The 24,693-nt window shown below is 58.5% G+C and carries 28 protein-coding genes; 22 read left to right on the top strand and 6 right to left on the bottom strand.

All coding sequences use genetic code 11. The features are described 5' to 3' along the window. Positions 1 to 17 precede the first annotated feature (17 nt). Positions 18 to 644 carry an FmdE family protein gene (locus tag ACPLPM_RS03845; protein WP_424358923.1) on the top strand — a complete coding sequence of 209 codons (627 nt, stop codon included), beginning with the start codon at positions 18 to 20 and terminating at the stop codon, positions 642 to 644. A 15-nt stretch (positions 645 to 659) separates the two neighbouring features. On the opposite strand, the gene ACPLPM_RS03840 is transcribed toward ACPLPM_RS03845, so the two are convergent. Continuing rightward, entirely contained in the window at positions 660 to 1,076 is a 417-nt protein-coding gene (locus ACPLPM_RS03840) for a Tfx family DNA-binding protein (RefSeq protein WP_424358922.1), read from the bottom strand. Positions 1,077 to 1,421: 345 nt separating this feature from the next. Between ACPLPM_RS03840 and ACPLPM_RS03835 the strand changes: the two genes are divergently transcribed. From ACPLPM_RS03835 to ACPLPM_RS03815, 5 genes are all read left to right on the top strand, one after another. Next, positions 1,422 to 2,780 (top strand): formylmethanofuran dehydrogenase subunit B, encoded by a 1,359-nt coding sequence (locus ACPLPM_RS03835; RefSeq protein ID WP_424358920.1) that lies wholly within the window; start codon positions 1,422 to 1,424, stop codon positions 2,778 to 2,780. A gap of 4 nt (positions 2,781 to 2,784) precedes the next feature. After that, the gene (locus tag ACPLPM_RS03830; RefSeq protein WP_424358919.1) at positions 2,785 to 3,195 is read left to right on the top strand and encodes a molybdopterin dinucleotide binding domain-containing protein; all 411 of its coding nucleotides are present in this window, start codon (positions 2,785 to 2,787) and stop codon (positions 3,193 to 3,195) included. Between the two features lie 6 nt (positions 3,196 to 3,201). After that, the gene (locus ACPLPM_RS03825; protein ID WP_424358918.1) at positions 3,202 to 3,969 is read left to right on the top strand and encodes a formate dehydrogenase accessory sulfurtransferase FdhD; all 768 of its coding nucleotides are present in this window, start codon (positions 3,202 to 3,204) and stop codon (positions 3,967 to 3,969) included. Between the two features lie 125 nt (positions 3,970 to 4,094). Next, positions 4,095 to 4,946, top strand: coding sequence for a formate dehydrogenase accessory sulfurtransferase FdhD (gene fdhD / locus ACPLPM_RS03820; RefSeq protein WP_424358917.1), 852 nt, complete (start codon positions 4,095 to 4,097; stop codon positions 4,944 to 4,946). A gap of 8 nt (positions 4,947 to 4,954) precedes the next feature. Continuing rightward, entirely contained in the window at positions 4,955 to 6,148 is a 1,194-nt protein-coding gene (locus ACPLPM_RS03815; RefSeq protein ID WP_424358916.1) for a molybdopterin molybdotransferase MoeA, read from the top strand. 24 nt (positions 6,149 to 6,172) lie between these two features. On the opposite strand, the gene tsaA is transcribed toward ACPLPM_RS03815, so the two are convergent. The 4 genes from tsaA to ACPLPM_RS03795 form a co-directional block, all read right to left on the bottom strand. Next, positions 6,173 to 6,994, bottom strand: coding sequence for a tRNA (N6-threonylcarbamoyladenosine(37)-N6)-methyltransferase TrmO (tsaA, locus tag ACPLPM_RS03810; protein WP_424358914.1), 822 nt, complete (start codon positions 6,992 to 6,994; stop codon positions 6,173 to 6,175). A gap of 576 nt (positions 6,995 to 7,570) precedes the next feature. Next, positions 7,571 to 8,623, bottom strand: a complete 1,053-nt coding sequence (arsB, locus tag ACPLPM_RS03805; protein ID WP_424358913.1) for an ACR3 family arsenite efflux transporter — start codon at positions 8,621 to 8,623, stop codon at positions 7,571 to 7,573. A 12-nt stretch (positions 8,624 to 8,635) separates the two neighbouring features. Beyond that, positions 8,636 to 9,328: a metallophosphoesterase family protein gene (locus tag ACPLPM_RS03800; protein WP_424360028.1), complete on the bottom strand. Its 693-nt coding sequence runs from the start codon at positions 9,326 to 9,328 to the stop codon at positions 8,636 to 8,638. Positions 9,329 to 9,363: 35 nt separating this feature from the next. Continuing rightward, positions 9,364 to 9,729: an ArsR/SmtB family transcription factor gene (locus tag ACPLPM_RS03795; RefSeq protein ID WP_424358912.1), complete on the bottom strand. Its 366-nt coding sequence runs from the start codon at positions 9,727 to 9,729 to the stop codon at positions 9,364 to 9,366. A gap of 141 nt (positions 9,730 to 9,870) precedes the next feature. Between ACPLPM_RS03795 and ACPLPM_RS03790 the strand changes: the two genes are divergently transcribed. Next, entirely contained in the window at positions 9,871 to 10,893 is a 1,023-nt protein-coding gene (locus ACPLPM_RS03790; protein ID WP_424358910.1) for a putative zinc-binding protein, read from the top strand. Positions 10,894 to 10,929: 36 nt separating this feature from the next. Here the strand turns inward: ACPLPM_RS03790 and ACPLPM_RS03785 are convergent, their stop codons facing one another. After that, entirely contained in the window at positions 10,930 to 11,472 is a 543-nt protein-coding gene (locus ACPLPM_RS03785) for a tetrahydromethanopterin S-methyltransferase subunit A (protein WP_424360027.1), read from the bottom strand. A gap of 316 nt (positions 11,473 to 11,788) precedes the next feature. Between ACPLPM_RS03785 and ACPLPM_RS03780 the strand changes: the two genes are divergently transcribed. The 15 genes from ACPLPM_RS03780 to ACPLPM_RS03710 all read left to right on the top strand — a co-directional run bounded on the left by ACPLPM_RS03780 (position 11,789) and on the right by ACPLPM_RS03710 (position 24,680). Next, positions 11,789 to 12,274: a nitrophenyl compound nitroreductase subunit ArsF family protein gene (locus ACPLPM_RS03780; protein WP_424358909.1), complete on the top strand. Its 486-nt coding sequence runs from the start codon at positions 11,789 to 11,791 to the stop codon at positions 12,272 to 12,274. A gap of 1 nt (position 12,275) precedes the next feature. Further along, the gene (locus ACPLPM_RS03775; protein WP_424358908.1) at positions 12,276 to 12,998 is read left to right on the top strand and encodes an aromatic aminobenezylarsenical efflux permease ArsG family transporter; all 723 of its coding nucleotides are present in this window, start codon (positions 12,276 to 12,278) and stop codon (positions 12,996 to 12,998) included. Positions 12,999 to 13,049: 51 nt separating this feature from the next. Beyond that, positions 13,050 to 13,727 carry a hypothetical protein gene (locus ACPLPM_RS03770; RefSeq protein ID WP_424358907.1) on the top strand — a complete coding sequence of 226 codons (678 nt, stop codon included), beginning with the start codon at positions 13,050 to 13,052 and terminating at the stop codon, positions 13,725 to 13,727. Between the two features lie 97 nt (positions 13,728 to 13,824). Further along, positions 13,825 to 14,904, top strand: coding sequence for a permease (locus tag ACPLPM_RS03765; protein ID WP_424358906.1), 1,080 nt, complete (start codon positions 13,825 to 13,827; stop codon positions 14,902 to 14,904). A 41-nt stretch (positions 14,905 to 14,945) separates the two neighbouring features. Next, positions 14,946 to 15,185 carry a thioredoxin family protein gene (locus ACPLPM_RS03760; protein WP_424358905.1) on the top strand — a complete coding sequence of 80 codons (240 nt, stop codon included), beginning with the start codon at positions 14,946 to 14,948 and terminating at the stop codon, positions 15,183 to 15,185. Between the two features lie 15 nt (positions 15,186 to 15,200). Next, on the top strand, positions 15,201 to 15,362 hold the full coding sequence (locus tag ACPLPM_RS03755; protein ID WP_424358904.1) for a hypothetical protein: 162 nt from the start codon (positions 15,201 to 15,203) through the stop codon (positions 15,360 to 15,362). Positions 15,363 to 15,370: 8 nt separating this feature from the next. Next, positions 15,371 to 15,715 (top strand): ArsR/SmtB family transcription factor, encoded by a 345-nt coding sequence (locus ACPLPM_RS03750; protein ID WP_424358903.1) that lies wholly within the window; start codon positions 15,371 to 15,373, stop codon positions 15,713 to 15,715. A 219-nt stretch (positions 15,716 to 15,934) separates the two neighbouring features. Continuing rightward, on the top strand, positions 15,935 to 18,766 hold the full coding sequence (locus tag ACPLPM_RS03745; protein WP_424358902.1) for a methyl-accepting chemotaxis protein: 2,832 nt from the start codon (positions 15,935 to 15,937) through the stop codon (positions 18,764 to 18,766). Positions 18,767 to 19,030: 264 nt separating this feature from the next. Then, on the top strand, positions 19,031 to 20,383 hold the full coding sequence (locus tag ACPLPM_RS03740) for a phage tail sheath subtilisin-like domain-containing protein (protein ID WP_424358901.1): 1,353 nt from the start codon (positions 19,031 to 19,033) through the stop codon (positions 20,381 to 20,383). Between the two features lie 15 nt (positions 20,384 to 20,398). After that, positions 20,399 to 20,812 (top strand): hypothetical protein, encoded by a 414-nt coding sequence (locus ACPLPM_RS03735; protein ID WP_424358900.1) that lies wholly within the window; start codon positions 20,399 to 20,401, stop codon positions 20,810 to 20,812. Positions 20,813 to 20,836: 24 nt separating this feature from the next. After that, positions 20,837 to 21,223: a hypothetical protein gene (locus tag ACPLPM_RS03730; protein ID WP_424358899.1), complete on the top strand. Its 387-nt coding sequence runs from the start codon at positions 20,837 to 20,839 to the stop codon at positions 21,221 to 21,223. Then, positions 21,198 to 21,434, top strand: a complete 237-nt coding sequence (locus ACPLPM_RS03725) for a hypothetical protein (protein WP_424358898.1) — start codon at positions 21,198 to 21,200, stop codon at positions 21,432 to 21,434. The genes ACPLPM_RS03730 and ACPLPM_RS03725 overlap by 26 nt, the downstream gene beginning before the upstream one ends. A 22-nt stretch (positions 21,435 to 21,456) precedes the next feature. Further along, positions 21,457 to 23,556 (top strand): hypothetical protein, encoded by a 2,100-nt coding sequence (locus ACPLPM_RS03720; protein ID WP_424358897.1) that lies wholly within the window; start codon positions 21,457 to 21,459, stop codon positions 23,554 to 23,556. A 3-nt stretch (positions 23,557 to 23,559) separates the two neighbouring features. Further along, positions 23,560 to 24,279, top strand: a complete 720-nt coding sequence (locus ACPLPM_RS03715) for a carboxypeptidase-like regulatory domain-containing protein (RefSeq protein WP_424358896.1) — start codon at positions 23,560 to 23,562, stop codon at positions 24,277 to 24,279. After that, positions 24,276 to 24,680, top strand: coding sequence for a DNA circularization N-terminal domain-containing protein (locus tag ACPLPM_RS03710; protein WP_424358895.1), 405 nt, complete (start codon positions 24,276 to 24,278; stop codon positions 24,678 to 24,680). The genes ACPLPM_RS03715 and ACPLPM_RS03710 overlap by 4 nt, the downstream gene beginning before the upstream one ends. Positions 24,681 to 24,693: the final 13 nt, after the last annotated feature.

Below are 24,693 nucleotides of genomic sequence, written 5' to 3'. Positions count from 1 at the left end.
GTCTAAGTGCAATGAAGATGACGCAGATGCATGGAGATCTGGACAAGGCGATGAGCCGGTGCAAAGTAGATGAACAGGTGCAGGAAAACCTGCGCCGTTGCGTGGCGTTCCACACGTTCCCCGCCGCCGGGCTGCTCATCGCGACGTTCATGGTCGACCTGGCGCTGGAGAAGCTGGGCGCCGGGCCGGGCGAGAAGCTGTACGCCGTATCCGAGACTCCCAAGTGCGCTCCGGACCCGCTGCAGGTTCTCCTCGGGTGCACGACGGGCAACCACCGCCTGAGAGTCATCAACACCGGCAGGTTCGCGATCACGGTGAACAGGTTTTCCGAAGGCACTTCTGCCGACGGTATCAGGGTCTTCATCGACGCGGGCAAAGTAAAGAAGTACCCGACGCTGCACCTGTGGTACACTAACGACCCGGGATATAAGGGCGGGGTCACGGCAAGCACGCTGCAGGAGGAAATACTCTGCGCAGGCAGGGACATCCTCTCCTGGGAGCCGGTGAAGGTAAAGTTCACCCCCAAGGAAAAGTGGACCTCGGCCACCTGTAGGAAATGCGGCGAGATGGTGCCCGAGAACACCCTGGAAGACGGAATCTGCGGGGGCTGCGGCAGCCAGGCGTACTACGAGAAGGCCGGATAAGCCGGTACTACTCTTTTAGCACACGTTGACGTTGCCCTGCTCGTCCACGGCGATGTCGATCTCGCCGACGGTCATCCGGTGCTGGATCCGGTCCTGGGCCTCGGTCTTGAGCTTGACCACGATCATGGCGGAGTCGTGGGCGATCTTGATCTTTTTTCGGTCCGCTTCCTTGAAGATCATGGGCGGTACATCGTAGAGGTCGGTCCCGGGGGCCACTGTGATCCAGACCGGGGCTTCCATCGCCCTGTAAAACTTCAGGGTGTTCCGGGCCTTCTCGATGTTCTTCAGGGCGGTGCTCTCGATGATGCAGATATTGCCCCTCGTCGTCTTCAGCTTTCGGGCGATGTCCGCCTGGGTCATGCCCTTTTTCTTCATCCGCAGTACTTCGATCTGCTTCGAAGTGAGCAGCATATCCTTCTCATCAGCCCTCATTAAGGTCACCCTGTTTAACACTTTTGTTAAAGCGGTCACAGATTATAAAGCTTGTCTGTGCCGGCCTGCGACAATATTATAAAAATAAAAATTTGCCGAAATGTCTCTTGAGATATTGTATAACTATAATATTATAAAATTGACATATCCATTTGTTATTACATATTGTTAACATGTTGACATAAGGTAATTTAATGAGATAACTATTTAAACGAGTTTCCAAAAAACTTCAATTACACCCGGTGGCCGCAGGCCACAGATGAAGCCGCAACCTCCATCTGCCGGATATCAGCCGCCGGGCCATGATCGCTTTAATCAATATCTAGCGTATGGAGTGTGTATGGAGTGATCTCCGAACAGATAATAAAAAAGGACACTAGCACCACCGACGGGAAGAAGATCACGTGCACTGACGTGACCTGCCCGGTCTGCGGTATGTCGTGCGACGACATTTTGATCGAACTGACTGACGAAGCTGTCGTCACGAAGAACGCCTGCCTGATGGGCGACGCCAAGTTCCAGGAGCTGCGCAGCCACCACAGGATCAAGAAGCCCCTGCTGCACGGCCAGGAGGCCGAGTGGGACGCGGTGCTCGACTACACCGCCGAGATGCTGGTGAACGCGAAGAGGCCGCTGCTGTTCATGGGCAGCGAGACCTCGACCGAAGCCATGTCCGTAGGCATCGCCATGGCCGAGTACCTGGGCGCCCTGGTAGACGGCAACGCCACGATCTGCCACGGCCCGACCGTGATGGGCCTGCAGGACGCCGGCTGCGTCTCCGCCACGCTGGGCGAATGCAGGAACAGGGCAGACCTCAACATCTACTGGGGCTGCAATCCTGCAGATTCTCACCCGAGGCACATGAGCCGCCACTCTCACTTCCAGAGAGGCTTCTGGACCGAGCAGGGCTTCAAGGGCCGCAAGATGGTCGTGGTCGACCCGAGGAGGAGCCCGACCGCAGCCCAGGCAGACCTGCACCTGCAGCTCAAGCCCGGCACTGACTACGAGCTCATCGACGCGTTCCTAACCCTGCTGAGGGGCCAGGAGCCGCACGAGTCCACCTACGAGACCACCGGCATCTCCAGAGAGCAGATGCAGCAGCTCGTCGACATGATCAAGGCCTGCAAGTTCGGCGTAATCTGGGTCGGCCTGGGCATCGCCAGTAGCCACGGCAAACACTATAATGCCTCGATCGCTATGCGCCTGACTCAGGAGTGCAACAAGATCACCAAGTTCGTCATCTCGGCAAACAGAGGCCACTGTAACGTCGCCGGCTTCAACCAGGTGCTGTCCTGGCAGCACGGCTTCCCGTTCGCGGTCGACTTCTCCAGAGGCGTGCCCCGGTACCAGCCCGGCGAGTACTCCACCGTCGACGCCCTGTACAGGGGCGAATGCGACGCAGTGCTCTGCATGTGCGCAGATCTAGGCGGCCACCTGCCTAAGAAGGCAGTCGAGCGCCTAGCTGAAATCCCGGTCGCATCCATCGAGATCGCCCCCGGGCCGATGCAGTTCGTCAGCGACGCGGTGCTGCCCGGCGTGCTGGACGGCATGGAGTGCGAAGGCACCTTCTATCGCATGGATAACGTGCCCCTGTATGCCCGCAGCTTCACCACGCCGCCGTTCGACTTCACTAAGTCCAACGAGGACACGCTGAGACAGCTGTTCGAGAGAGTCAAGCAGAAGAAGGAAGCAAGGAGGCAGTGAGAACATGGCAATGGACATCATCCTCAACACTGGTTCTACCGTGTACCAGGGAGCCATCATCAAGGGCGGCAACAAGTTCACCGACGGCTACACCCGAGAAGCCTCGTACTGCGAGATCAACCCCGAGGACTTCAAGGCCCTCGGCAGGCCATGGTTTGTTAAAGTCACCAACGAGTTCGGCGACAGCGTAGTGCTCCGGGCAAGGAAAGCCTCTTCTCAGCAGAAGGGAGAAATCTGGATCGTCCGCGGCGTATGGGCCAACATCGTCGTGACCCCCGAGACCGAGAGCACTGGCAGCCCCAGGTACAAGAACCTGCCCGTCAAGATCGAGAAGTGCGAAGGACCAGTCCTCGACCCGGTCACCCTGATGCAGCAGGCGTACTTTAACGGCAACACAGAGAAGGCCTGGAAATAAGGCAGAATGAAGTCGGTGCATATGCGCAGCCTGGAGAAGGAAGACGTCGAGTGCGTGATGCTGGAAGTATCACCGCAGGCTTGCAGGCCTGCGCATATTCACCTTTGCCCCGAAACCTATATCCGCTTGTTTTTTAATGGCCGCCTGATAGCGGCCCAGACCCTCTACCCGAAAGATCTCGAGGCCTTTGCTACCGGGCTGCTGCTGTCAGAAAAGCTGATCAGCGCGCCGTCTGATATCAAGTCCCTCGCCATTGCCGGAGATGCCATCCGCGTCGAGGCCAGCGCCGGAGCATGCCGGGAGACTGCTGAAAACATCACCGGCCCCGTCGACCTTAGCGTGATCTACCGGGGCTACCTGGCGCTGGAAGACTGCGCCCGGATTTGCCAGAGCACCGGAGGCACCCATTGTGCCCTGCTGCTGACAGAACACGGGGGTATAGTCTCTTACGCGGAGGACGTGAACCGGCTGGCCAGCCTGGACAAGGCCATCGGGAAAGCCGCTCTGGCAGGCTACAGCCTGGGCAGGTGTATCCTGTTCTCGACAGGCCGGACCACAGAGGACACGATCAGGCACGCATACAGCCATAGAATCTCTCTCGTGGCCGCCTGCGGCGCACCTTCGTCCAGGGCAGTCAGATACGCCCTGGACCACGACATCTGCCTGCTCGCCATCCCCGGGCCTCACCAGGTCATCATCTACAGTGGGAAGGACCGCATCCGGGAAAAAGAGTGGAGAAATCCCGCGGAGCCCCACACTTCGGGCATTCAGTGACAGTTGAAGAGGCTTTCCATCGTAGCAACGCGGTAAGCGTCGGCTGTTCTCCTACAACATGTAAGTAAATATAGTTACTTTGAAAGTCTTATGCAACCATAATAGTTAACTATTTATGTAACGCGGTGGCAGGATATAATATCGAGTTACCGAGGAAGACCATGACTACCGCAGGAGGAGATGTACCAGTCTTACAGGCCTCTCAAGACCTGACTGAGCGCTTTGAGGTCACGGCGATCGAGAGGGATCGGATCGCCCCGACCTGCGCCGAAGTCTGCGTGGAGGACAGCGTGAACATGCTGCTGAACGGGGTGCGCGTCGCCAGCCTCACCATGACCCCCGACGAGCTGTTGCCATTCGCTTACGGGTACCTGGTCTGCGAAGGGCTGGTCAGGTCCATCGCCGAGGTGCAGGAGGTAGCCATCAAGGGCACGGACGTGAACGTGATCGTCGACTCTTTCAAGCCCGACGACGTGGATCTCTGGATGGAGATCCGCAGCTCCGGCTGCGTCGGGGTCAGGTCGTCGTGGCTCGACCTCGAGGAGCCGGTCAAGTCCCGGCTGAAGCTTGATCTGCAGACGATCTTTTCCTGCGTGAGCACCGTCAACGAGCTGGCGGGCTTGTGGCGGCGGACCGGTGGCACGCACTGCAGTGCCATCTTTGACGCACACGGGGGATTAATAGCGTATGCGGAAGATATCGGCCGGCACAACACGGTGGACAAGGCTGTCGGAAAGGCCCTGCTGGATGGCCGGGATCTCTCGGAGTGTTTCCTGGTCACGACGGGCCGGGCTCCTGCCGGCATGGTGGCCAAAGTCTACCGGGCCGGAATGCCCGTCATGATCAGCAATACCGCACCGCTGAGCACAGGCGTCGAACTGGCGCAGCGGCTCAACATGACGCTGGCAGGTTTCGCCCGGCCGCCCAGGATGTACGTCTACAGCGGCTCCGAACGGATAAAAGAGGCCTCACGGTAGGTGTCTGGATGGCGGGTGACTTCGAGCGGATGGTGCCGCTGCAGAGGGCGTTAGAGCTGATCGACCTCATGCGAGGTCGTTTTTACGCCTCCCTGGATACTGAGGAAGTCGAAGTGGTGGAGTCGGCCGGCAGGCACCTCGCTGCTGATGCCGTAGCGCGGGCAACTTCTCCACCATATGACACATGTACCATGGATGGCTATGCCCTCGCTTCCCGGGACGCTTACCCTCTCAAGATCACCTCCCGAGCTTTCGCCGGCGAAGGGAGGATCTCTCTCGGCCCGGGAGAGGCTGCTTACGTAACCACGGGCGCAAGGCTGCCGGCTGGTGCGGATGCAGTCATACGTGTGGAAGACGCCCGGGCAGAAGAACAGCTCCTGTACGGGCCCCGCGTTGAGCCGGGTACGTTCGTGCTCCGCCAGGGAGCCGATTTCAAAGAGGGAGAGGTGCTGATCCAGGCAGGCACCATCATCACCCCTTCGATGGTCGGAGTGCTGCAGGCTGCTGCCATACCCTCAATCAAAGTTTACCGTCCCATCTCCGTGGCCGTGATCACCACAGGAGACGAGATCGCCAACGGCGACATCAGAGACACCAACGGCCCCATGATCTGTGCCCTGCTGCGCTCGTGGGGATGCCGGCCGCACCTCGCAGGCGCGGTCCGGGACGACCCCGGCCTGTTGCGAGAGGCCCTCAGTGCAGCGGCAGAGAGCCACGACATGGTGATCACGGTCGGAGGCGTCTCCGCGGGGGCGAGGGACTATGTAAAGAAGGTCTCCGAAGAAGGCGAAATCATGTTCAGGGGAGTGAGGATGAAGCCGGGCATGCCCTTCACCGCAGCGTACTTCGGCGGGAAGCCCCTCCTTTCGCTGCCCGGCAAGCCGGCCGGGGCATACGCGGGCATGGAGATGTTCGTCAAAAGGCTCGTCCGGGAAGCGGGGGAGAATCCTGCCGTGGCCATGCCGCTGGGCAGCGACGTATCCTTCGCCGGATCCGGTTTCGACTACATGGTCTTCGTGGAGCTGAAAGACGGCTGCGCCCGGCCTATGGGCTACAACGGCTCCTCTCTCGGGCTGTTCGGAGGCACAGAGTACCTGACATCCCTGATCTCCGCCGCATCGAAGTCGCTGCTGTCGCAGGGCTATATCCTGGCCCGGAACGACCTGCACGCGGGCCAGAGAGTGGATGTTAATCTGCTGTGAAAAGCATGCTCTGTTTAAAAAGTATCAGATGACCTCGATGTCGAACAGGTCCTTGATATCGCAGTCCATGATCCCCTTGTAGTCCTTCATGAACTTTTTTATCCTGAACACGATGGTCTTCTCGGCATCGTAGATCGAGTACGAATCACTTTCCCGCAGCTTCGGGTTGAGGTTGTAGTAAAGCCGCTTGTTCCCGAGCCGGGCCCCGGTGATGCCGATTAGCGAGTCGGATATGCAGGCATTTTTCCCTATTAAGATACATACGCTGCTGTTCCTGAGATCTTTCTTCAGCGTGAGCGTGGCGAACGCCGCCATCCTGACCGCCATCGCCAGGCCCTGGCACTCTTCGCCGTGGTAGTTGACCGCCTGCCGGATCAGGTCGTCCCGGTATTCGGCGGGCATCATCTTCTTGATCGACTGGTACCGGTCCCGCCTCGACGCCGAGAACACGCAGTCCCACCCGGGCTCGTACGGTTTAAGATCGATGACCGGGGTGCCGTTGATGGCGTCCAGGTGGGAAACGGTCAACAGCCGGCCACGGACCTGAATCAGTCTCGCAGTAGTGATCGAAACGGGATTAGGCCGGACAGGAGTACGGATAGCGAACACGCCCCTCTTCGGCAGGTCGACGGAATATTTCCTCGGCGTCACCTGGAGCGTATCCCGCTCAGCCTTATCCAGCCAGCACACCACGAACAGGTGAGAGTTCTCCTCGATGCCCATCAGGCCTTCTTCGTATTCCCTGAAGACCTCGATCTCCGCCTCGACTCCCTGCAGAGGCATATCCTTCCGCTCCCGGACCGAAGAATGCACGATCCCGATGGGCTCAAGTTTTATCTCTTCCACAGGACAGACCTCCCCACTACCGCCGACATGCTATAAAATAGTGTATCGATCGGTGATAAAATTTGCTATACAATATCAAAAGTTTATTAAAAATGATAAGCGCAGGAAACCATAGTAGCTTAAATATTTTAACCACGGCGGCACGGCGGCACGGAGACAATGCGAGAAACGATATCAGGATGGTTATTTAAACCACGGCGGCACGGCGACACGGAGACAACCCGTACCCGAATAACAAAGCCCTCTTTATAGATCCACGGCGACACGGCGGGCTGACCGCACGGAGACAAATAAGTTTTCCTTTCTTCAGGCTATCGATCGAAAGTCAGGCTGAAACGATTGGATAGTAAGCTTATGGCTAATGCTCTGTCGCTGTGTCGCCGTGGACAATAAAGGAGTTCACTTATACCGGTTCACCCCTGTCTTGGTGTCGCCGTGCCGCCGTGGTTCCAGTTACCATCCGGTTTGTCGTGAATCACACTGTCGCTGTGTCGCCGTGCCGCCGTGGTTCAAATATTTGATCTACTGTTGTTAGGATAAAGAGCAGTGCCGCCGTGTTTTTTGCTATCGGCCCGCTTACTCTTTCAGCCCGAAGTGCTTCTGCCTCCACCGCAGGGCTACGTTGACCAGAGCGATCATGACCGGCACTTCGATTAACGGCCCTATCACGGCGGCGAAGGCCTGGCCGGAGGTGATGCCGAAGACGCCGACGGCGACGGCGATGGCGAGTTCGAAGTTGTTGCTGGCGGCGGTGAAAGAAAGAGTGCAGGACTGCCCGTACTCTACGTTCAGCTGTTTGGAGATGAAGAACGACACCACGAACATCACGACGAAGTAGATGACGAGGGGTATCGCGATCCTGACGACGTCGAACGGGTTGGTGACGATGAAGTGGCCCTGGAGGGAGAACATGACTACAATGGTGAACAGCAGAGCTACCAGGGTGATCGGGCTGATCGCCGGGATGAACTTTTTATCGTACCACTCGGCGCCCATCCTGGGCCTGGCCAGGATCCGGGTGAAGAACCCGGCAACGAAGGGTATGCCGAGGTATATGGCGACCGATTCGGCCACCTGTACCATGGAGATGTCGACTACCATGCTCTGCATGCCTATCCAGGACGGGGCCAGGGTGATGAGCACATAAGCGTAGATAGAGTAGAAGAACACCTGGAACACCGAGTTCAGCGCCACCAGCGCGGCAGCGTACTCCTCGTCGCCGCAGGCGAGCTTGTTCCACACGATGACCATGGCGATGCACCGGGCGATGCCGATGAGGATGAGGCCGGCCGCATATTCAGGGAAGTCCCGGAGCAGCAGCGCCGCGAGGATGAACATAAGGGCGGGGCCTATGATCCAGTTCTGGGCCAGCGACAGCGCCATGACTTTGACGTTGCGGAAGACCTTGCCGATCTCCTCGTACTTGACCCTCGCCAGGGGCGGGTACATCATCACGATCAGGCCGATCGCGATGGGTATCGACGTGGTGCCCCATGACAGGCTGTTCAGATAGTTAGCGAAGGCCGGATAAAAGTAACCCAGCCCGACTCCCAGCGCCATGGCCAGGAAAATCCAGACTGTAAGATATCGGTCAAGGAATGAAAGCTTCGGTGCGGCCGCTTCGGTCATGATACAGACTCCTCAGTAGCCCCTGCGCAGAATGGCCGTAAGCTCGTCTGCCAGGGGCATGCTCCGTTCGATCTTTCTGCAGGTGGTATCGAGATCGTACTCGATGCGTATTACTTCCTGCGTCCGGGCAATTGTGTCCAGCACCATACACGACGCCCGCCAGTCTTTGTCTCTCGGCTGCCCCACGCTGCCCGGGTTTAGCACAGTAGTAGTCGGGGCTTTCAGGACCGCGGGAAAGTGGGTGTGCCCGGTCAGCAGGTAGTCGCTGCTGATACCGGCGGTGTACTCGGCCAGTTTTTCAGGTGCGATGTCCGGGTACAGGTAGTCGAAGAACGACTGGGGGCTGCCATGGACCATCTTCAGCTTCAGCCCGTCGATCTCGAGGTCCCGGTCGAGCGGCATGCCCCGGAGGAACTCCATGTCGGCCTCGGAGAGCACCTTCCAGGTATACTCCCGGGTGGCCACGGACAGGTGCTTATACTTGTAGCCGCAACCGCAGTCCACCATGAAGCCGACGGCGTTGTCGTGGTTGCCCCGGATGACCGGCACGTCGTTCTTCCTCACCCAGTCGACGACTGCGCCGGGGTCGGGCCCGTAGTCGACCAGGTCCCCCATGCAGACGGCCCGATCATACTTGACGTTCCCGAGGACGGCGTTCAAAGCCTCGATGTTTCCGTGCAGGTCGGAGATGAGCAGCAGCTTCATTGTAACCAATCCAGAGTACCGGCGTGCTTCCGGAATTATGTATGCGCCCGTCTGTCGATAAGGTTTGCTTTCAGTAATCTGACAAACCCGGCCGCATCGCCGTTTAACTTGTAGATCTTGTGCTTAGACCGGTAGTAGGAGTCGATCAGCCCCGCCTCTTTGAGGATGCCCAGGTTATAGGAGATCAGGTTTTGCTTTTCTTTTAAGACGTAGATGATCTCGCACACACAGTGGTCCCTGTTCAGCAGCATCATGAGAATCTGCAGCCTCATCGGATGGCCGAGCACTTTTAGCATGTCGCTGGCTTCCTCGAAAGGGCCGGACTGAAAATTTTCGATCTCGGCCTGAAGTTCCTTTTCCCAGTCGTTCCGGGTAGCGCAGTCGGCAGGACAGCATCGCATAACAGTTAATTGCGTTTGATTAATAAAAGTTTATCGCAGTATATCGGGCGATCGGATTTCAAAAGTTTTCGATATTCAGTTCTACATCTAATATACTCAGAGGTCGATGAGATCACTGGCATCTGCCAGGTAGTGTTTAGTATGAGCTACGAAACCATCGAACTGGAAAGGATCGAAAGATCGTGTCCCGCTTGCGAAGACTATGCCCGGAAGCACTCGGTGAGCCCTCCGAAAATAGCGATTCTGGCCTGCGAAGGCTCGTGCGCCAAAGGTGAAGTGGCCCGGCAGGCGGCGAACCTCGTCGCCCACCGCCTTGCATCCGACAGTACAGTCCGCATCTGCCTGGGCGGGGCTTTCACGAAAGACACCGGGCAGCGGGACCTGGTGCGGCGGACTGACAAGGTCATCGCTATCGAAGGCTGCTTCATCGACTGCGCCTCCCGGATGATGAAGGGCGTGATCCCTGACCTGCAGCCAACCGTAGTCAGAGCGGACAGGCTCTACGACGCTAAGCTCCCGTTCGGGGTCGACGAGGTGCCCCACGAGATGCTCGTGATCTACGCCAGCGAAGTGGCGAAAAAGGTCATACATGAGCACGTCAACCGGAGCAGCAGTTCTCCCTGCGCATGCGGCACGGCCGGCGCGAGAACGACGAAGCCTGCCAGAGCAGCAGACGGGGGCGTACAGTCTACCAGTTGCTGCGGCAGCACAGGGGGTTCCTGCAGCCAGCCGGCGGAAGGCCATGGCTCGTCTGCGTGCGGTGCACCACAGCACGTCCTGAAGGCCACCTGGGACGGACAAACCAGCTTCACTTCCAGGAACGCCGACGGGCTGGAAGTTACCATGGGCCACTCGGGAAAAACCATCACGGCGGTCGAAGGCCTGATGGCTGCCCTCGGCAGCTGCGCCGGCATGTCGACTATCGGAAAGCTAAAGGAGCGGGGACTCACGCCGGAGGCCGTGGACGCCAGGGTCGAGGGACAGAGGCGGGCGACGGCACCCACCTCGTTCGAGAGCCTTCACGTCATCCTGACGCTCAGGGGAGATCTCAAGGACGAGGTCGTGGCCAAATGCGTCGACGAGGCTATGACACTGGTGTGCCCCATCGCCACGACGCTGAACAGAGCTGTCAAGCTGACCTGGGAGTACCGCCTCAGCAGGTAAATGAAAATCTTAGTTTGAAGCGCCGGCTTCGGCCGGCTACTTCTTAAGCAGGTCCATCATCCGTCGTTCCTGGAAAGCGGAGTATTTCTTCCAGGTGAACTCGTCGACCGGGCCCATGCCTGTATCCATCGCTTCTCTGGTCGCCGGATTATTTGCATTTTCCCGGATGCACTCGTCGATCTTCGCCTGGATAGCGGAGTCGTCCTGCACTCCGAGCATGTCGATCTGCACGATGCTGTCCATGTACTCATCTATAGCCCACTCGGGGATGTCGTCGATGAAAGGCAGGGGACTCTTGCACCCGATAATCTTCCGGTACATGCCTACTCTGGAAACGCCGTTCTCGTGCAGCGCAGCGAAGGCGTGCCCTGCCAGGTGCAGGCTTTCCTGGCCGCACATGATTAGGTACCTGATGCCGGGCTCTTTAAGCATGTTGGTGATCACCAGCTGCACCCCGAGGTTCTCGGTGAAGCAGCTCCCTATGATCGCATATCCCGTAAGGTGGAACTGCTCGTAGTCGCTGGCCAGCGTCAGCACGGCCACAGGAGAGGTGGGGTCTCCATACTTGTAGGTCTTGATGATGTTTGCTCCCGATGGTAATACCAGTGATTATCCCTCCGGCCCCAGGATATGAAATGATATACGTATAATCAAACGATACTATTTCAAGTTTTCTCGAACAAATACCCCTATATCTCGCACCATCCCGCCTGCCCGGAGTATCCTGCGGACTTACCTGCATGCATTGCCCGGCCTAATGCGATGACAGGTGCCACCACAGGTTGGGTGGCAATAATTCAAAATAATTAAAAATCGATTTTTGAGCCCGGTGACCGATAATTATAATAATACTTTTTTTAAGCTTATGTGACTAAAAAATATCCATCTGGTTGTCATGAAGAGCGCATGGAAGATGGGATTGCTGGCGATCACAGCCAGTATGCTAATTATCGTAGTAGCAATAGCTTTTGGATTGGTACAGGTGGGATTTGTCACTCCGGCAGCTGACCAGCCGGCCGCTGCCATAGTAGAATCAGTGGACGCCGGCAGCGGGCCCGGTATTGTGGAACTGCTGTACTTCCACAGGACGGATCGTTGTACCTCCTGCAATAACGCCGAACAGTACGCCCGGGAGACCCTAGATCAGTATTATAAGGATGAGGTGGAGTCCGGCGAGATCTCTATCCGGAGCATCGACTACCAGCAGGATAAGGCGACGGCAGATAAGTATAACGTCAAGGTGCAGGGGCTGAAGATCAGGACGGCGGCGGGAGGCCAGGAGAACGTGAAAGACGTGCCGGAGATCTGGTCCTATGTCAGCGACAGGGACGCGTACGTGAAATACCTGAAATCGGTCATCGACAAAGAGCTGGGCGGGTAGTATGGACCTCTCAGCGCTCACCGCAGTCAGGGAATTTCCGCTGCTGTACGCGTTTGCCATCGGCCTGGTGACCGCGATAGGGCCCTGTCCGCTATCGGCGAACGTGACGGCCATAGCCTACGTATCGTCAAAATTTTTAAGCTCCCGGGATACGGTGCTGGCCGGCACGCTGTACACACTGGGGAGGGCGGCAACCTACGGTATTATTGGGCTGCTCATCTACGCCTTCGGGTCGGCGGTGATGGACAGTGCACCAGTGCTGCAGGATTACGAAAAGATCATAATAGGCCCTATCCTGGTCCTCGTGGGAGTAGTGATGCTAGAGCTGATTAAGCCGAACATCTCGGTGGGCGACGGCCTCAAGGCGAAGTACGGGCTCGAGCTCTCTAAACGAGGAGTGGCCGGATCGTTCTTCCTGGGCGCCATCTTCGCGCTGGCCTTCTGCCCGTACACCGCAGTGATGTTCTTCGGGCTGCTGGTGCCGCTCGCACTGGAGTCGAGCTACGTCGGAGTCAGCTACCCGCTGCTGTTCGGCATCGGGACCGGCTTGCCCGTGCTGATCTTCGCCATACTGCTGGGGGTAAGTGCCACGTTCGCCCGGGCTTACGTCGCCAGGATCGTGAAAGTCGAGCCGTACGTGAGAAAAGTGCTCGGGGCAGGCTTCCTGCTGTACGGGCTGTACCTCACGATCACGTACCTGCTATCGATAGCCGGATTGGTATAAACAGTGGGAGAAAAACGCTGGGTAGTAACATCGAATTGAGGAGGGTATCATATGTTAAAAGGTCTAGTCGAAAGAGGAAAAGTTGTTTTAAGACTTTGCCATATCCTGGCCGTCATCATGGTAGTAGCAGGTGCGGCGGGACTATCGATAATGCCTGCGGCTGCAATGCCGGTTACCGAAGGCTATTCGTCGGCCGGCATATCCACAGGGTGCCCGTGTAGCGGCGCCGGTAGCGCTCCGACAGCCACTCCGACTCCGACTCCGACGCCTGTGCCGCAGGTAGTGGATCAGGGCATTTCGACAGATGACCAGCAGGCAGGCTGTCCTTGTAGCAGCGGTGGCAATACAGTACAGCCTTCCCCGTCTGCGGTACCGGTATCGACGGTTGCATCAGCCGCAGATCAGCAGGCAGCAACGGATAATATACCGGCCGGCACGGCCGGACAGCCCGCATCGGTTACACCTGCAGGGGGCATCCAGGCGAACGGGCTTAAGGGGATCAGTTTCCCGTCGCTGTTCGGCAGCACGGCCTCCGGGGCCGGAGAACTATCGTCGGTCAGGTTCAAGAGCTTTGCTCCGTCGTGGCTGAAAACGGGTGAGACAGCCGGTGAGATGCAAGGCGATGGTATAGGCACGAGTTTGATCGGCCGGCTGAAAAGCCCGCAGCTAAAAAGTATGGATAGTATCGGGTCCATGATCGGCAGCCGGTTACAGGCAATGCCCGCATAGTTGGTTAAGGACAGCAAGTATTTAGAATTTTCCATTTCGAAAAAACTCGAAAAGGCTTATATACAATGCATTTCCATAATATTAGAAATGTGATAGTATGCTGGAAAGCCTCGTTGACCTTGCATTAACGCTCACCAACGTGGGTATTGCCGCCGTGTTCGAGTACATCTCGCTGCACGTGCTCTTTTGCCTCATTCCCGCGTTCTTCTTAGCCGGCGCCATAGCTGCGCTATTTTCCAAGGAGTCGGTGCTGAAGTTCTTAGGCCCCGACGCTAACAAGGTCGTATCTTACGGCGTCGCCGCGGTCAGCGGCGTGCTGCTGGCGGTCTGCTCCTGTACAGTGCTGCCGCTGTTCACCGGCATATACAAGCGCGGCGCCGGGATAGGCCCGGCGACGGCTTTCCTGTTCTCGGCGCCCGCCATCAACGTGCTGGCGATTGTCTACTCGGCCCAGCAGCTGGGCTACGACATCGGCATCGCTAGGGCGTTCTTTGCGGTGACACTTTCAGTCGTCATCGGGGCCATCATGGCCATACTGTTCCAGAAGAAGCTTACCGAAGAGCTGAAAGGCCAGAAGAAGATGCCGTTCGTCATGACTTCCCAGGACGGCGGCACCGAGAGCTTCAAGTACCGGACGCCCCTGACTTTCCTGCTGCTGGTCGTCATCCTCGTGTTCGGCGGGTGGACGATCGACTGGCTGATAAAGGGGCCTGTACTCGCGGCTCTGATCGCTGCTACTGCCTATACCTCGTATAAGTGGTACAGTACAGACGAGCTCTCGGCGTGGATGAACGAGACCTGGTTCCTGGTAAAGAAGATCTTCCCGCTGCTCATCGCGGGCGTGTTCTTCGCGGCCATCATCATCTACCTGATCCCTACGAGCTACATCCAGGCCTTCGTAGGCGGCGACAGCCTGTCATCCATCGGGATCGCCTCGGTTTCGGCCGCTTTTATGTACTTCTCGACGCTGACTGAGGTGCCTATCGTGGGCCTGCTGATGGCTGAAGGCATGGGCAAAGGTCCGGCGCTGGCGATGCTGCTGGCGGGTCCCGCGCTGAGCCTGCCGAGCATGATAGTCATCACCAGCATCATGGGCAAAAAGAGAGGCCTGACCTACATCGGTCTGATCATCCTGATGGCAGTCATATGCGGCGTCATCTTCGCCGCGATAATTTAATGACAGGATAGTGTAAAAGCAGATAAGGTAAGGTGAAAGTGATGAAGTTACAAGTATATGGCACAGGCTGCGCCAAGTGCAGCATGCTGGAGAAGGCGGCCAAAGATGCGGTAAAAGAGCTCGGCGTGAACGCCGAGGTAGTCAAGGTCAGCGACATCAACGAGATCGTCGAAGCCGGCGTTCTGGCGACGCCCGGTTTCGCGGTAGATGGCGAAATGAAGTCCATGGGCAGAGTGCCCTCGGGCGACGAGATCAAGAAGTGGATTAAAGCGAAGATATAAGGAGAGGCTAAACAAATGGCGAAAGAAGGATGCGCCTGTGGCATCAACTATGCAGACCTCGCCAGAGGCCTGCCCACCAAAGACCTCGGATTCAGGAAAGTTATCTGCGCTAAGTGCGGTAAAGAGTTCTACACGGACATTAAGGACAAGACAGAGTGCTTTGACTGCGCTAAATAGGAGAAGTAATGGAAGAGTTACCCGTAAACCCCTACCCGTTATCGAAGGTGGAAAAGGAAGCGCTGGAGAAGATCAAAGTTAAAAACTGTAAGGTAGCGGCAGAAGTATGCAAAGCTATCGCCGATCCCGTCAGGATCAAGATCCTGGAGGCGCTCCGGCAGCGGGAGCTTTGCGTCTGCGTGCTTGTGGACCTGACCGGGCTCCAGTACTCCACTTTGTCCTACCACCTGAAGCAGCTCAAGGATACCGGCTTGATCTCCTCGGACAAGGACGGCAGCTACCTGATATACTCGCTGACTCCGAAGGGAAAGGTCATCAACAGTCTTCTTCCGGTCCTCGACGACCGGTTCTGATCCCGCTTTACAGCGCATATATTAGAACACCTGCTTACAACCGTATTTACGGCTTAAACAAGCTCTAATACCCTTTTTGTAATCCTTTTTTTGGATATTCCAATAATTAACAAAATTATTAAGCTTAACACCGTGAAACGACCAAATATTAAACGATAAACTGAATTAGTGTTGCTGTTTAAAGCAATCGGTTCATCGTTGACAGTGTGGGTGAATAGTATGGTAAAAATTGACTTAAGAAGCATATCAGTCCAGCTACTGGTATTCATTCTGATTGTGGCGATCGTGCCGGTCGTGATCCTGACGCTCGCCAACAACATGACGCTGACCGGAATAGAGTCCAGCGTATATAAGGATAAGATAGACGATTCAGCTGCCATCGCCGCCAAGACGATCGACGGAGTCGTCGTGGAAGACGGGCTCATCACAGACAAGATGGCCCTCGACCCAGGCCTGATCGCAGCGGTCAAAAAGGATGACAGAAAGACTATCAAAGCCATAGTCGACAGGTATCAGAAAGACTACCCCGAGTTCAACATGGTAACAGTTACCAGCACCGACGCTACGGTGCTGGCCAGGTCGTCGAACGACGCGAACGGCGATAAGATGAGCGAAGCCGAAGTCGCGGCGGCGCTCAGGGGCACCAGAACTAACGAAATGGACCTGATTTCGGCGACGGCGATCAAAAACAACGGCCTGGACAGCTACGTCGCAGCCACCAAGACCCAGGAAGGCTTAGGTATCGTCAGCTGCGCCCCGATCAAGGACGAGAGCGGCGCGATCATCGGCGCCCTGTACACTGCGGACCTGCAGAACAACCAGAACGAACTGGTCGACCAGGTAGGCCAGGCCTCCGAAGGCTACTCGACGCTCTTCCAGGGCGACGTCCGGGTCTGCACGAACCTGAAAGACGCCAGCGGAAGCCGTATCGTGGGTACCAAGTCCAGCTCCGCAGTCGCTGCCAAGGTCTTAGACAGCGGCGAAACGTTCGAGGACCTGCTGACGGTCAACGGCATTCCCATGATGGTCAGGTACGTGCCGGTCAAGAACGGCGACGACAAGGTCATCGGCATGCTCTTCGTGGGGTATGACATCCGCGCGATGCAGAGCCAGATCAGTAACTCGAACCTGATGGCGATCATCATCGGCGTGGTCCTGACGATCGCATCGATCGGCGTAGGCTTCATCCTGGTTACGAGGATTACCGGACCTATCAAGAGGCTTGTCAAGGCGGCCGACAGCGTCGCAGCGGGCAACCTCGACGCATCGATGGAGACGGGCGCGAAAGGCGGCGAGGTGGGCCAGCTCACCGACGCGATCACCAAGATGGTGGCTAATATCAAGGAGCGTATCGCGTTCAACGAGTCTGTCCTGAAGGGTATCAACACGCCGATGTTCGTGACAGATAAGGAAAGGAAGATCACTTACTTCAACAACGCCTGCAGTCAGATGACCGGGTTCTCGGCGGAAGAGGCCAAGGGTAAATATTGTAAGGACATCTTCAACACGCCTGTCTGCCACACCAATAACTGCATGCTGATGAGAGCGTGGAGAGAGGGCGACCTGAGAGATGCAGAGGGCAACATCACGCTGAGGAGCGGCAAGGTCATCGACTTCTCATGCGACGCCACGTCGGTAAAAGATCAGCACGGCAACGTGATCGGTGGTATGGAGATCCTCCGGGACATCACCGATGCAAAGCAGGCCAAGATTAAGATCGAGAAGGCTGAGAAGGAAGCCCAGGAGAAGGCAGTATACAGCGAGGCTATACTGAAGTCGATCAAGGCGATTCACCTGGTGCTGAATTCGAAGTTCCAGATCGAGTACATGAACGATGTCGCCGAGCAGTACCTCGGTACCAGGCTGACCGAGTGCAAGGATAAAGCGGTTACGGACGTAATCAGCCTGAAAGTCCGGCCGGACGCAGCCCGTTCCGTCCTCTCGACGGGACAGGATATGATCGGCGTGGAAGATGCCCTGGTGATCAGCAGAAGTGGCAAGACGATACCCATCCGCCTGGACATCTCGGCTATGAAAGACCTGAGCGGCAAGATCATCGGTGTGAGCTTCATCGCCAGCGACATCACCCGGCAGCAGGAAGTCCAGGAGAACCTCAAGGTCATCGTCAAGACTGTCAACGACGTCGCGGAACGGGTGGCCACTGCGGCTCAGCACTCCAGCGAAGCCGCCGGCCAGGCCATGGTCTCGTCCCGGCAGATCAGCGAGAGCATCACGCAGATCGCCGCCGGGAGCCAGAGCCAGACCAAGGAAGTCGACAACATCAGCAACCTGATCAAGGTCATCTCGACCGATGCGAGGGACGTGTCGAAGGGCGCTCTCTCTGCGTCGGCCAAGATGAGGGAGGCCAGCGAGGCCACCAAGAAGGTCGACGAGGCTTCCAAGCAGGCCATGGGCAAGATGTCCGATATCAAGGTCTCGGTAGACGAATCGGCGGAGATCATCAGGGACCTCGGCGAAAAATCGAAACAGATCGGCAAGATCGTCGACGTGATCAACAGCATCGCCAGCCAGACCAACCTCCTGGCGCTCAACGCGGCCATCGAGGCAGCCAGGGCCGGCGAGGCCGGCAGAGGCTTCGCCGTCGTCGCGGAAGAAGTCCGCAAGCTGGCAGAAGACTCCGCTAAGTCCACCAGCCAGATCAGCGACCTGATCGGCCAGATCAGGGAACAGACCGACAGGGCGGTCACGTCCATGGACAAGGGCACCGTTGAGGTGGCCAGCGGCAGCGACGTGGTTGCGAAGGCGCTCAAGTCGGTGGAAGAGATCTCCAGGCTGGTCGACGAGGTGGCGGAAGTCGCCATGAACGTCTCGACGGCGACGGAGAAGCAGGTGAGCGGCACTATGGAGATCGCCAGGGCCATCGAGCAGATCAGCGCCGTGGTCGAAGAGAGCGCCGCCTCGACCGAAGAGGTCAGCGCCTCCGCGGAGGAGAGCACCTCGACCATGGAGGAGACGGCCAACATCGCCCAGCAGGTGCTGAAGATGGCCGAAGAGCTCAAGGCCGAAGTGAACAAGCTCAAGGTGGAGTAAAGCTCCACCTTTTCTTTTTTTATAGCCAGGCTTCCGGGCAGTCTGCTACTTTAGGGTTGAACTTCCATTTTTGAAACTATACCGGAAAATTATATATCGGCAGCCGTCTAGATGTCAGTGTATTGAGGTGCAGGCGATAAAAATACTGCCATGGCGCCCGGTTAGGGCTGGCGTCGGCACAGCTTATCGCTCCCTGTCATTCTAAAATCGCCAGCAACTGGCACCGCCAGTAGCAACTGGTGGCAATATGGATGGTGTAGTGGTATGACCAGGATTATTCCCGGTGTGGAAATTCAGGTAATCAAGGAAATCGTGCCGCAGCAGCTCAACCCGTCAGGCGTGGTTGCGCTGATCGGCACGACTGAGAAGGGCGAGGCTCTGGTGCCGACCCCTGTGAGCAGCTACGCGGAGTTCGCGGACAAGTTCGGTTCCAGCGACAGTTTCACCGTCACGAAGGAAGCCAAGCAGGCGTTCCAGAACGGTGTATTCCAGGTCGTCGTGGTCCCCATCGCCGGCCAGGACGGCGCCCGGGCGACGCTGGCCCTGAAGGACCGGAAGGGCAGGGACACCGTGCTCCTGACCGCGAAGTCTTCCGGCGAAGAGGGCAACAACATTTCTGTCAAGGTCGAGGCACCCGAGGGAGCCGAGACTGTGACGCTCTCGATCACCGACGGGACGAACATCGAGATCTACGATGCGGTATCGATGGGCCCGGCGGGCGACAACCTCGTCGACGCGATCAACCGGAAGTCCAGGCTGGTAACTGCGGAGGAGCAGCGCTCGTCCGGCAAGTCCGGCAGCAACAACCCTGTGGCGGCCGAAGGCACCCTGTCGGGCGGCAAGACCGGGGTAATCTCCAAGGCGGACTTCGAGGCGGCGCTGGAGAGGCTCGAGGCGGAGCCCGACGTCGACATGGTTGCGGCATGCGACGTCACCGACCCGGAGATCCACGCGCTGATTGACGCGCACTGCCTGAAGATGAGCATGGACGCGAAGAACAGGATAGGCCTGGGCAGCGTCGGCAGAAACGAGCCCATCGCCGAGATCGTGAAGAGAACGAACGTCCTCGCGAGCGATCGCTTCGTGATCGTGGCACCCTACGGCATCACCGGCGCAGTGGCCGGCCTCATCAGCAGGCTGAACTATTACGAGTCGCCGACCTTCAAGGCGATCGCCGGCGTGGCGAAGCTCGAGAAGAAGTACACGCCCTCCGAGGAGATGGAGATGCTGAAAGCCGGAGTCATGCCACTGGAAGCGCAGAAAGGCAGGGGCATCGTGGTCGTAAAGGGTATCTCGACCAGCAAGGAGCAGATCAGCGTCACGAGGATCGCCGATCACGCGGTCCGCGGCGTCAAGAGCGTGTCCGACCTGTTCATCGGTACGCTGAACAGCCCGGACGGCCGGAGCGCGCTAAAGGGCAAGATCACCGAGTTTCTCATGAGGATGGAATCGGAAGGCGCCCTGGTCCCGAGCGTGGACGGCAAAGAGCCTGCCTTCCTGGTGGACGTGTACAGCTCTGAGCTGGACTTCGCCCAGGGTATCGTCAGAGTGAACATCGCGGTCAGGCCGGTCAGGGCCATGGACTACATCTACGCGACCATCAAGGTCGAGGTTTAAGGAGGGTAACACAACATGCCAGTAACACCGATATCGGCAAGGTGGAGCACTGCCACGATCACCACCAGCGCGGGCTCGGAAAAGGTGGGCCTGCAGTCTATCGACTACAAGATCCAGCTGAACAAGCAGGACCACTTCGAGGGCGGCGAACACCTCAGGAAGTACGTCAGCTACGGCTACAAGATCGTCTCGGGCGTCATCAGGGTCAAGTCGACCTGCAGCCCGCTGGATGCGCTGCTCGACAACATGGACGAGGCAAACAACAACTTCTCGCTCCAGGTCATCCTCAAGGGAGAGGGAGGCCAGGTCGTCAAGACTCTGGACTTCCAGCAGTGCTTCCTCGACGCGAAGGACTACGCCATGGACATCAACGGGCACGGCATCTCCAACTACTACTTCACGGCCAAAGACCTCAAAGAGGGCGCCTGACCGGATAGGACGGAGTAACCCTTAATGAAAAAACTCACCAAGGAAGACATCCTGAAGGGCAAGGAGAAGCACGAGACGCTTCACGTCGAAGCCTACGGGTCTGAAGTCGTGGTACGGCCGCTAACCGATGGCGAACTCAGCGAAGTGTTCGCCGTCATCGGCAGCGTGCCCCTCAACGAGGACGGCATGCCTGACCCGGCCAGGGTCGACGTGATCAAAAATTTCAAAGCGTTACGTTTAGTCACTTCTCTCGGCCTCGTCGAGCCCAGGCTGACTGTGGAGGAAGTCTCTGACATGAAGTTCGGCGTGCCCGAGTTCATCGGCACCCGGATCCTCGAGCTCAGCGGCATCGCCTCGGGAGCCGGCGTAAAAAAAAAGAATCGAGATGAGAAGGTTCGTCCAGTCCCCTGAGGGCCAGGAGCTGGCAGCGCTCTGCCTTGACTACGGCTATAAGTTCGCAGAGCGGCCGGCCGATCTGACTCGCCCTCAGATCAATTTTTTAGTGGCAGCGCTGGTGGACAGGCTCGAAAAAATGTCGATCGCCAAGGCTCAGAGCGCCGGTGTCAACAGGATCGTCTTTGTGGATGACGAGGACGAGGACGAAGAGGAACTCTCCGAATGAGTGCCCTGGTGCAGGTTGGCCCATGACGGCAATAGAAGCCCTGCTGCTTAAGGCAGCCGAGCTCAGCAGCTCCAGCATGGAGGAGCTCAGCCCCGGTTTGGAAGAGATAGCTTCTGCCAGGGCAGCCGTGGCGGAAGCCATGATGCCCTTTTTAGCGACAGCTTCCGGCGTTTCCGAAGGAGTTCCGTTCAGGTACGGCTTCGTCCTCCCCCCGGAGCCGCCCGAGATCAGGCCTGACCAAGAAGAGGCGCCGAAAGAGCCCGCCAGGAGCGAGGTCAGCCTAGGGCCGATCAACGTCTACGCGATCACCCGGGAAATCCAGAAAGCCCTGGAGAACGTCGGGCACGACAGCACGGACATCAGGGCCATCTATTCTTCTTACGCTGCTTCGCCGGCGCTGACCATGCCCCATGTCCGCCATGAAGACGAGCGGCGGCCTGACCTGGCCAGAGAGCAACAGCCGCTGCCGCCGCTCTCCATGCCGATCGTAAGGCCGGAGGCTCCCGCAAAGGGGAAAGAGTGGGAGAGGAGACAGGAACAGGCCCGGGCTGCCGAGCCGGCACCCGCGGGACCAAGAGGGGAAATCGCCCGGGCGCCTGCCGGGGAGTGGGTGGAGCAGAGCATCAGGCGCTCGAACGTGGTGATGAGCGACCTCACAGAGGTCCGGCAGAACATCGTCAACAGGAGCATCACCACTGAAAACATCAGCACCGAAGCCCAGTCTATAAGCGCCGCGGTCGTCTCGGGCGGCACCGTGCCCACCCTGCCGGAAAAGCAGATGCAGCAGGCAGAAGAGCCTGCGAGAAACGTTTTCTCGTACCTGCCCGCCCGGCCCGCAGGCCAGGCAACGCCTGCCAGGGCAGCGACGCCGCCTTCGCAGCAGCAGAAGCCCGAAGAGCCAGTGCCTGGATATGCCGGCCACGTTCCGGCTCCCGTTTCCCCGGCGGGGAATGGTATTCAGCCACAGGCTGCCCGGCCAGTCAGGGAAAGGGCGAAAGCGGCCGTGACGCCGGATAAAACCGGAGAAGAGAAAGGAGAAATTCTCCCCCAGAAGTTCGTCCATGCGCCTCCGCTGAGGATGATGCCGAAGCCGGCGAGCCCTGCCGAGGAGTCGGAGTACAACGCCAGAAGGCTCTCCGAAGCGCTTTCGATGAGCGCGGAAAGCGGAAGGCCTCTCCGCCCGGCGGAAGGCACCGCCACAAAGGAGGAGAGCGCCCCGAGGGCGAGCTGGCCGGTGGTATCTGCTCCGGTAACGAGGGAGCCCCGGCTTCCTGAGACGCCGCAGCCGGGAGAGCCTCATCGGCCGCCCTTCCACAACAGCCCGGCCCAGGCCCGTGAGACCCGGCCTCCGGCCCCGGAAATGCCCGGCTCGCCGGTGGCGCAGGTCATCCGCTCCATGGGAGCGATGGGCGAGTACGTGAGAGCGGCCTCGGAGATCAGCAGGGCGGTCAGCGTCGCCCGGACCGGCGGCATATCCTCGCCTGGCGGGAGCGCCGGGCTGTCGCTGATCACGGCCATGTCGGGCGCCCCGGCAGCGATGCCCGTCGGGGAGGGAGGGCGGCCGGCAGAAATCCGCCACCTGGCCGGCATAGCCGCCGCCACAACAACAGTACCTGCCCACGATGCCGCTGCCTTAAGTTCTGTATCGCCGCTCGCCATCCCGGGGAACACGGGAAGCAGGGTGCAAAACGGATCGGCCGTCCCGGCCGCCAGAGTAGCGGTCCCGGGACTCGGACTGGTATCGGGCATCGCCGCAGCCCAGGCCGGCCAGCGGTCCGGCGCGGCGATGATCCGGCAGCTGATACAGTCGGCGCCCCACGTGACGGGGAGCGTGGCCCCGCAGGCGCCTGCAGTCTACGACCCGGCCGGGGGACTGCCGTGGAGTACACCGGTAACGCCCTCGGCGGCCAGCGGCGCGGAGAACATTGTCAACATCACCGTGCCCGGAGGGGCGACCCCGAAGATAGCCGGGCCGGGCCCGGCCAGCAAGGTCTCGAACTTCCACAACACGTTCAACATCACGGTCAACGTGAAGAGCGGCGAAGAGCGGGAGCTGAAGGACCTGGGCAAGAAGATTGGACAGATACTCTCGGAAGAGATCAAGCGGTACGGAGGCATCTGAGGTATGAAGATCGAGCTGAACGGCATACCGCTGGACGGCGAGGAAGAGGGGGGCGAAGGCAGGAGCGTCACCCACATCAGCACGGTGGACGCCAGGAACACCGAAGCCTACGACGCCCCGGGAGGCCAGAGCTCCTCGTACAGCGACCTGGGCCGGTCGGCGGTCAAGATCATCGCGGAAGGCATCGTGTCGGGAAAGAACTCCACCACATTGCTCGAGGGCATCTGGGGATGTTTTAAGAAGGGCGACCCGGTGGAGTTCAACTCGGACATCTCAGGCGCTGCCGACATCACCAAAGTGCTCATCGACAGCATGATCGTCAAAAGCGTAGCGGGCAACCGTAACCGATTTGACTATGTCATCGAGCTCTGGGAGTACCGGGAGCCGCCAGAGGAGCCAGAAGGCCCGGTAGCCGGCGACACCGGGCTTCCCGAGGAAGAAGCGGCTCCCGCAGAGGCGAACCAAGAGGCGGAGCAGTGGGCCAACGAGGTTGCCACGGATTCGTCGGCCCGCCGCAACGAGCTGACAGGAGTCGTGCTCGACCCGGCCGGGAACCCGACGCCGGGCGTGACAGTAGTGGTCGCCGGATGCGGCAGGGAGATCGAGGTTCAGACCGACGACAGGGGCGAGTACAGGGTGAAGGACCTTGACCCCGGCGACTACTCGGTCAAAGTGAAGGAAGAAGGGTACGAGAACGCGGAAGAGATGGTGACGGTAGGATGAAAATAGAGCTGGATGGCACCGCCCTGGATCAGACCGAGGAAAGCCCGGCCGGGGGAATATCGGAGGCCCGGAGCATCACGAACATCGTATCGGGGGCGAAGCGCAACTACGTCATGCACGCGATTCCGGGCCTGGACGGGTGCGTCTTTCAGGACATGGGGCGCACTGCGGTGCGAATACAGTTCGACGGCACGATCACGGGCAAGAGCGCGATCTCGGTCATCGAGATGATCAGGTCCAGGTACAAGAGCGGCCAACCGGTGCCCTTCATCTCGGATATCTCGGGCGCGTCGGACATCACCAAAGTGATCATCGACGACTTCCGGGTCACCGGGGAATCGGGTAACAAAAACCAGTACAGCTATACGATCACCCTCAGGGAGTACACTGAGCCGGCCTAAAGGTAGGGCAAAA

It is taken from the genome of Methanocella sp. MCL-LM, from assembly GCF_049676595.1.
GTDB lineage: Archaea > Halobacteriota > Methanocellia > Methanocellales > Methanocellaceae > Methanocella_A.
This window is presented reverse-complemented; position numbering and strand designations above follow the sequence as displayed.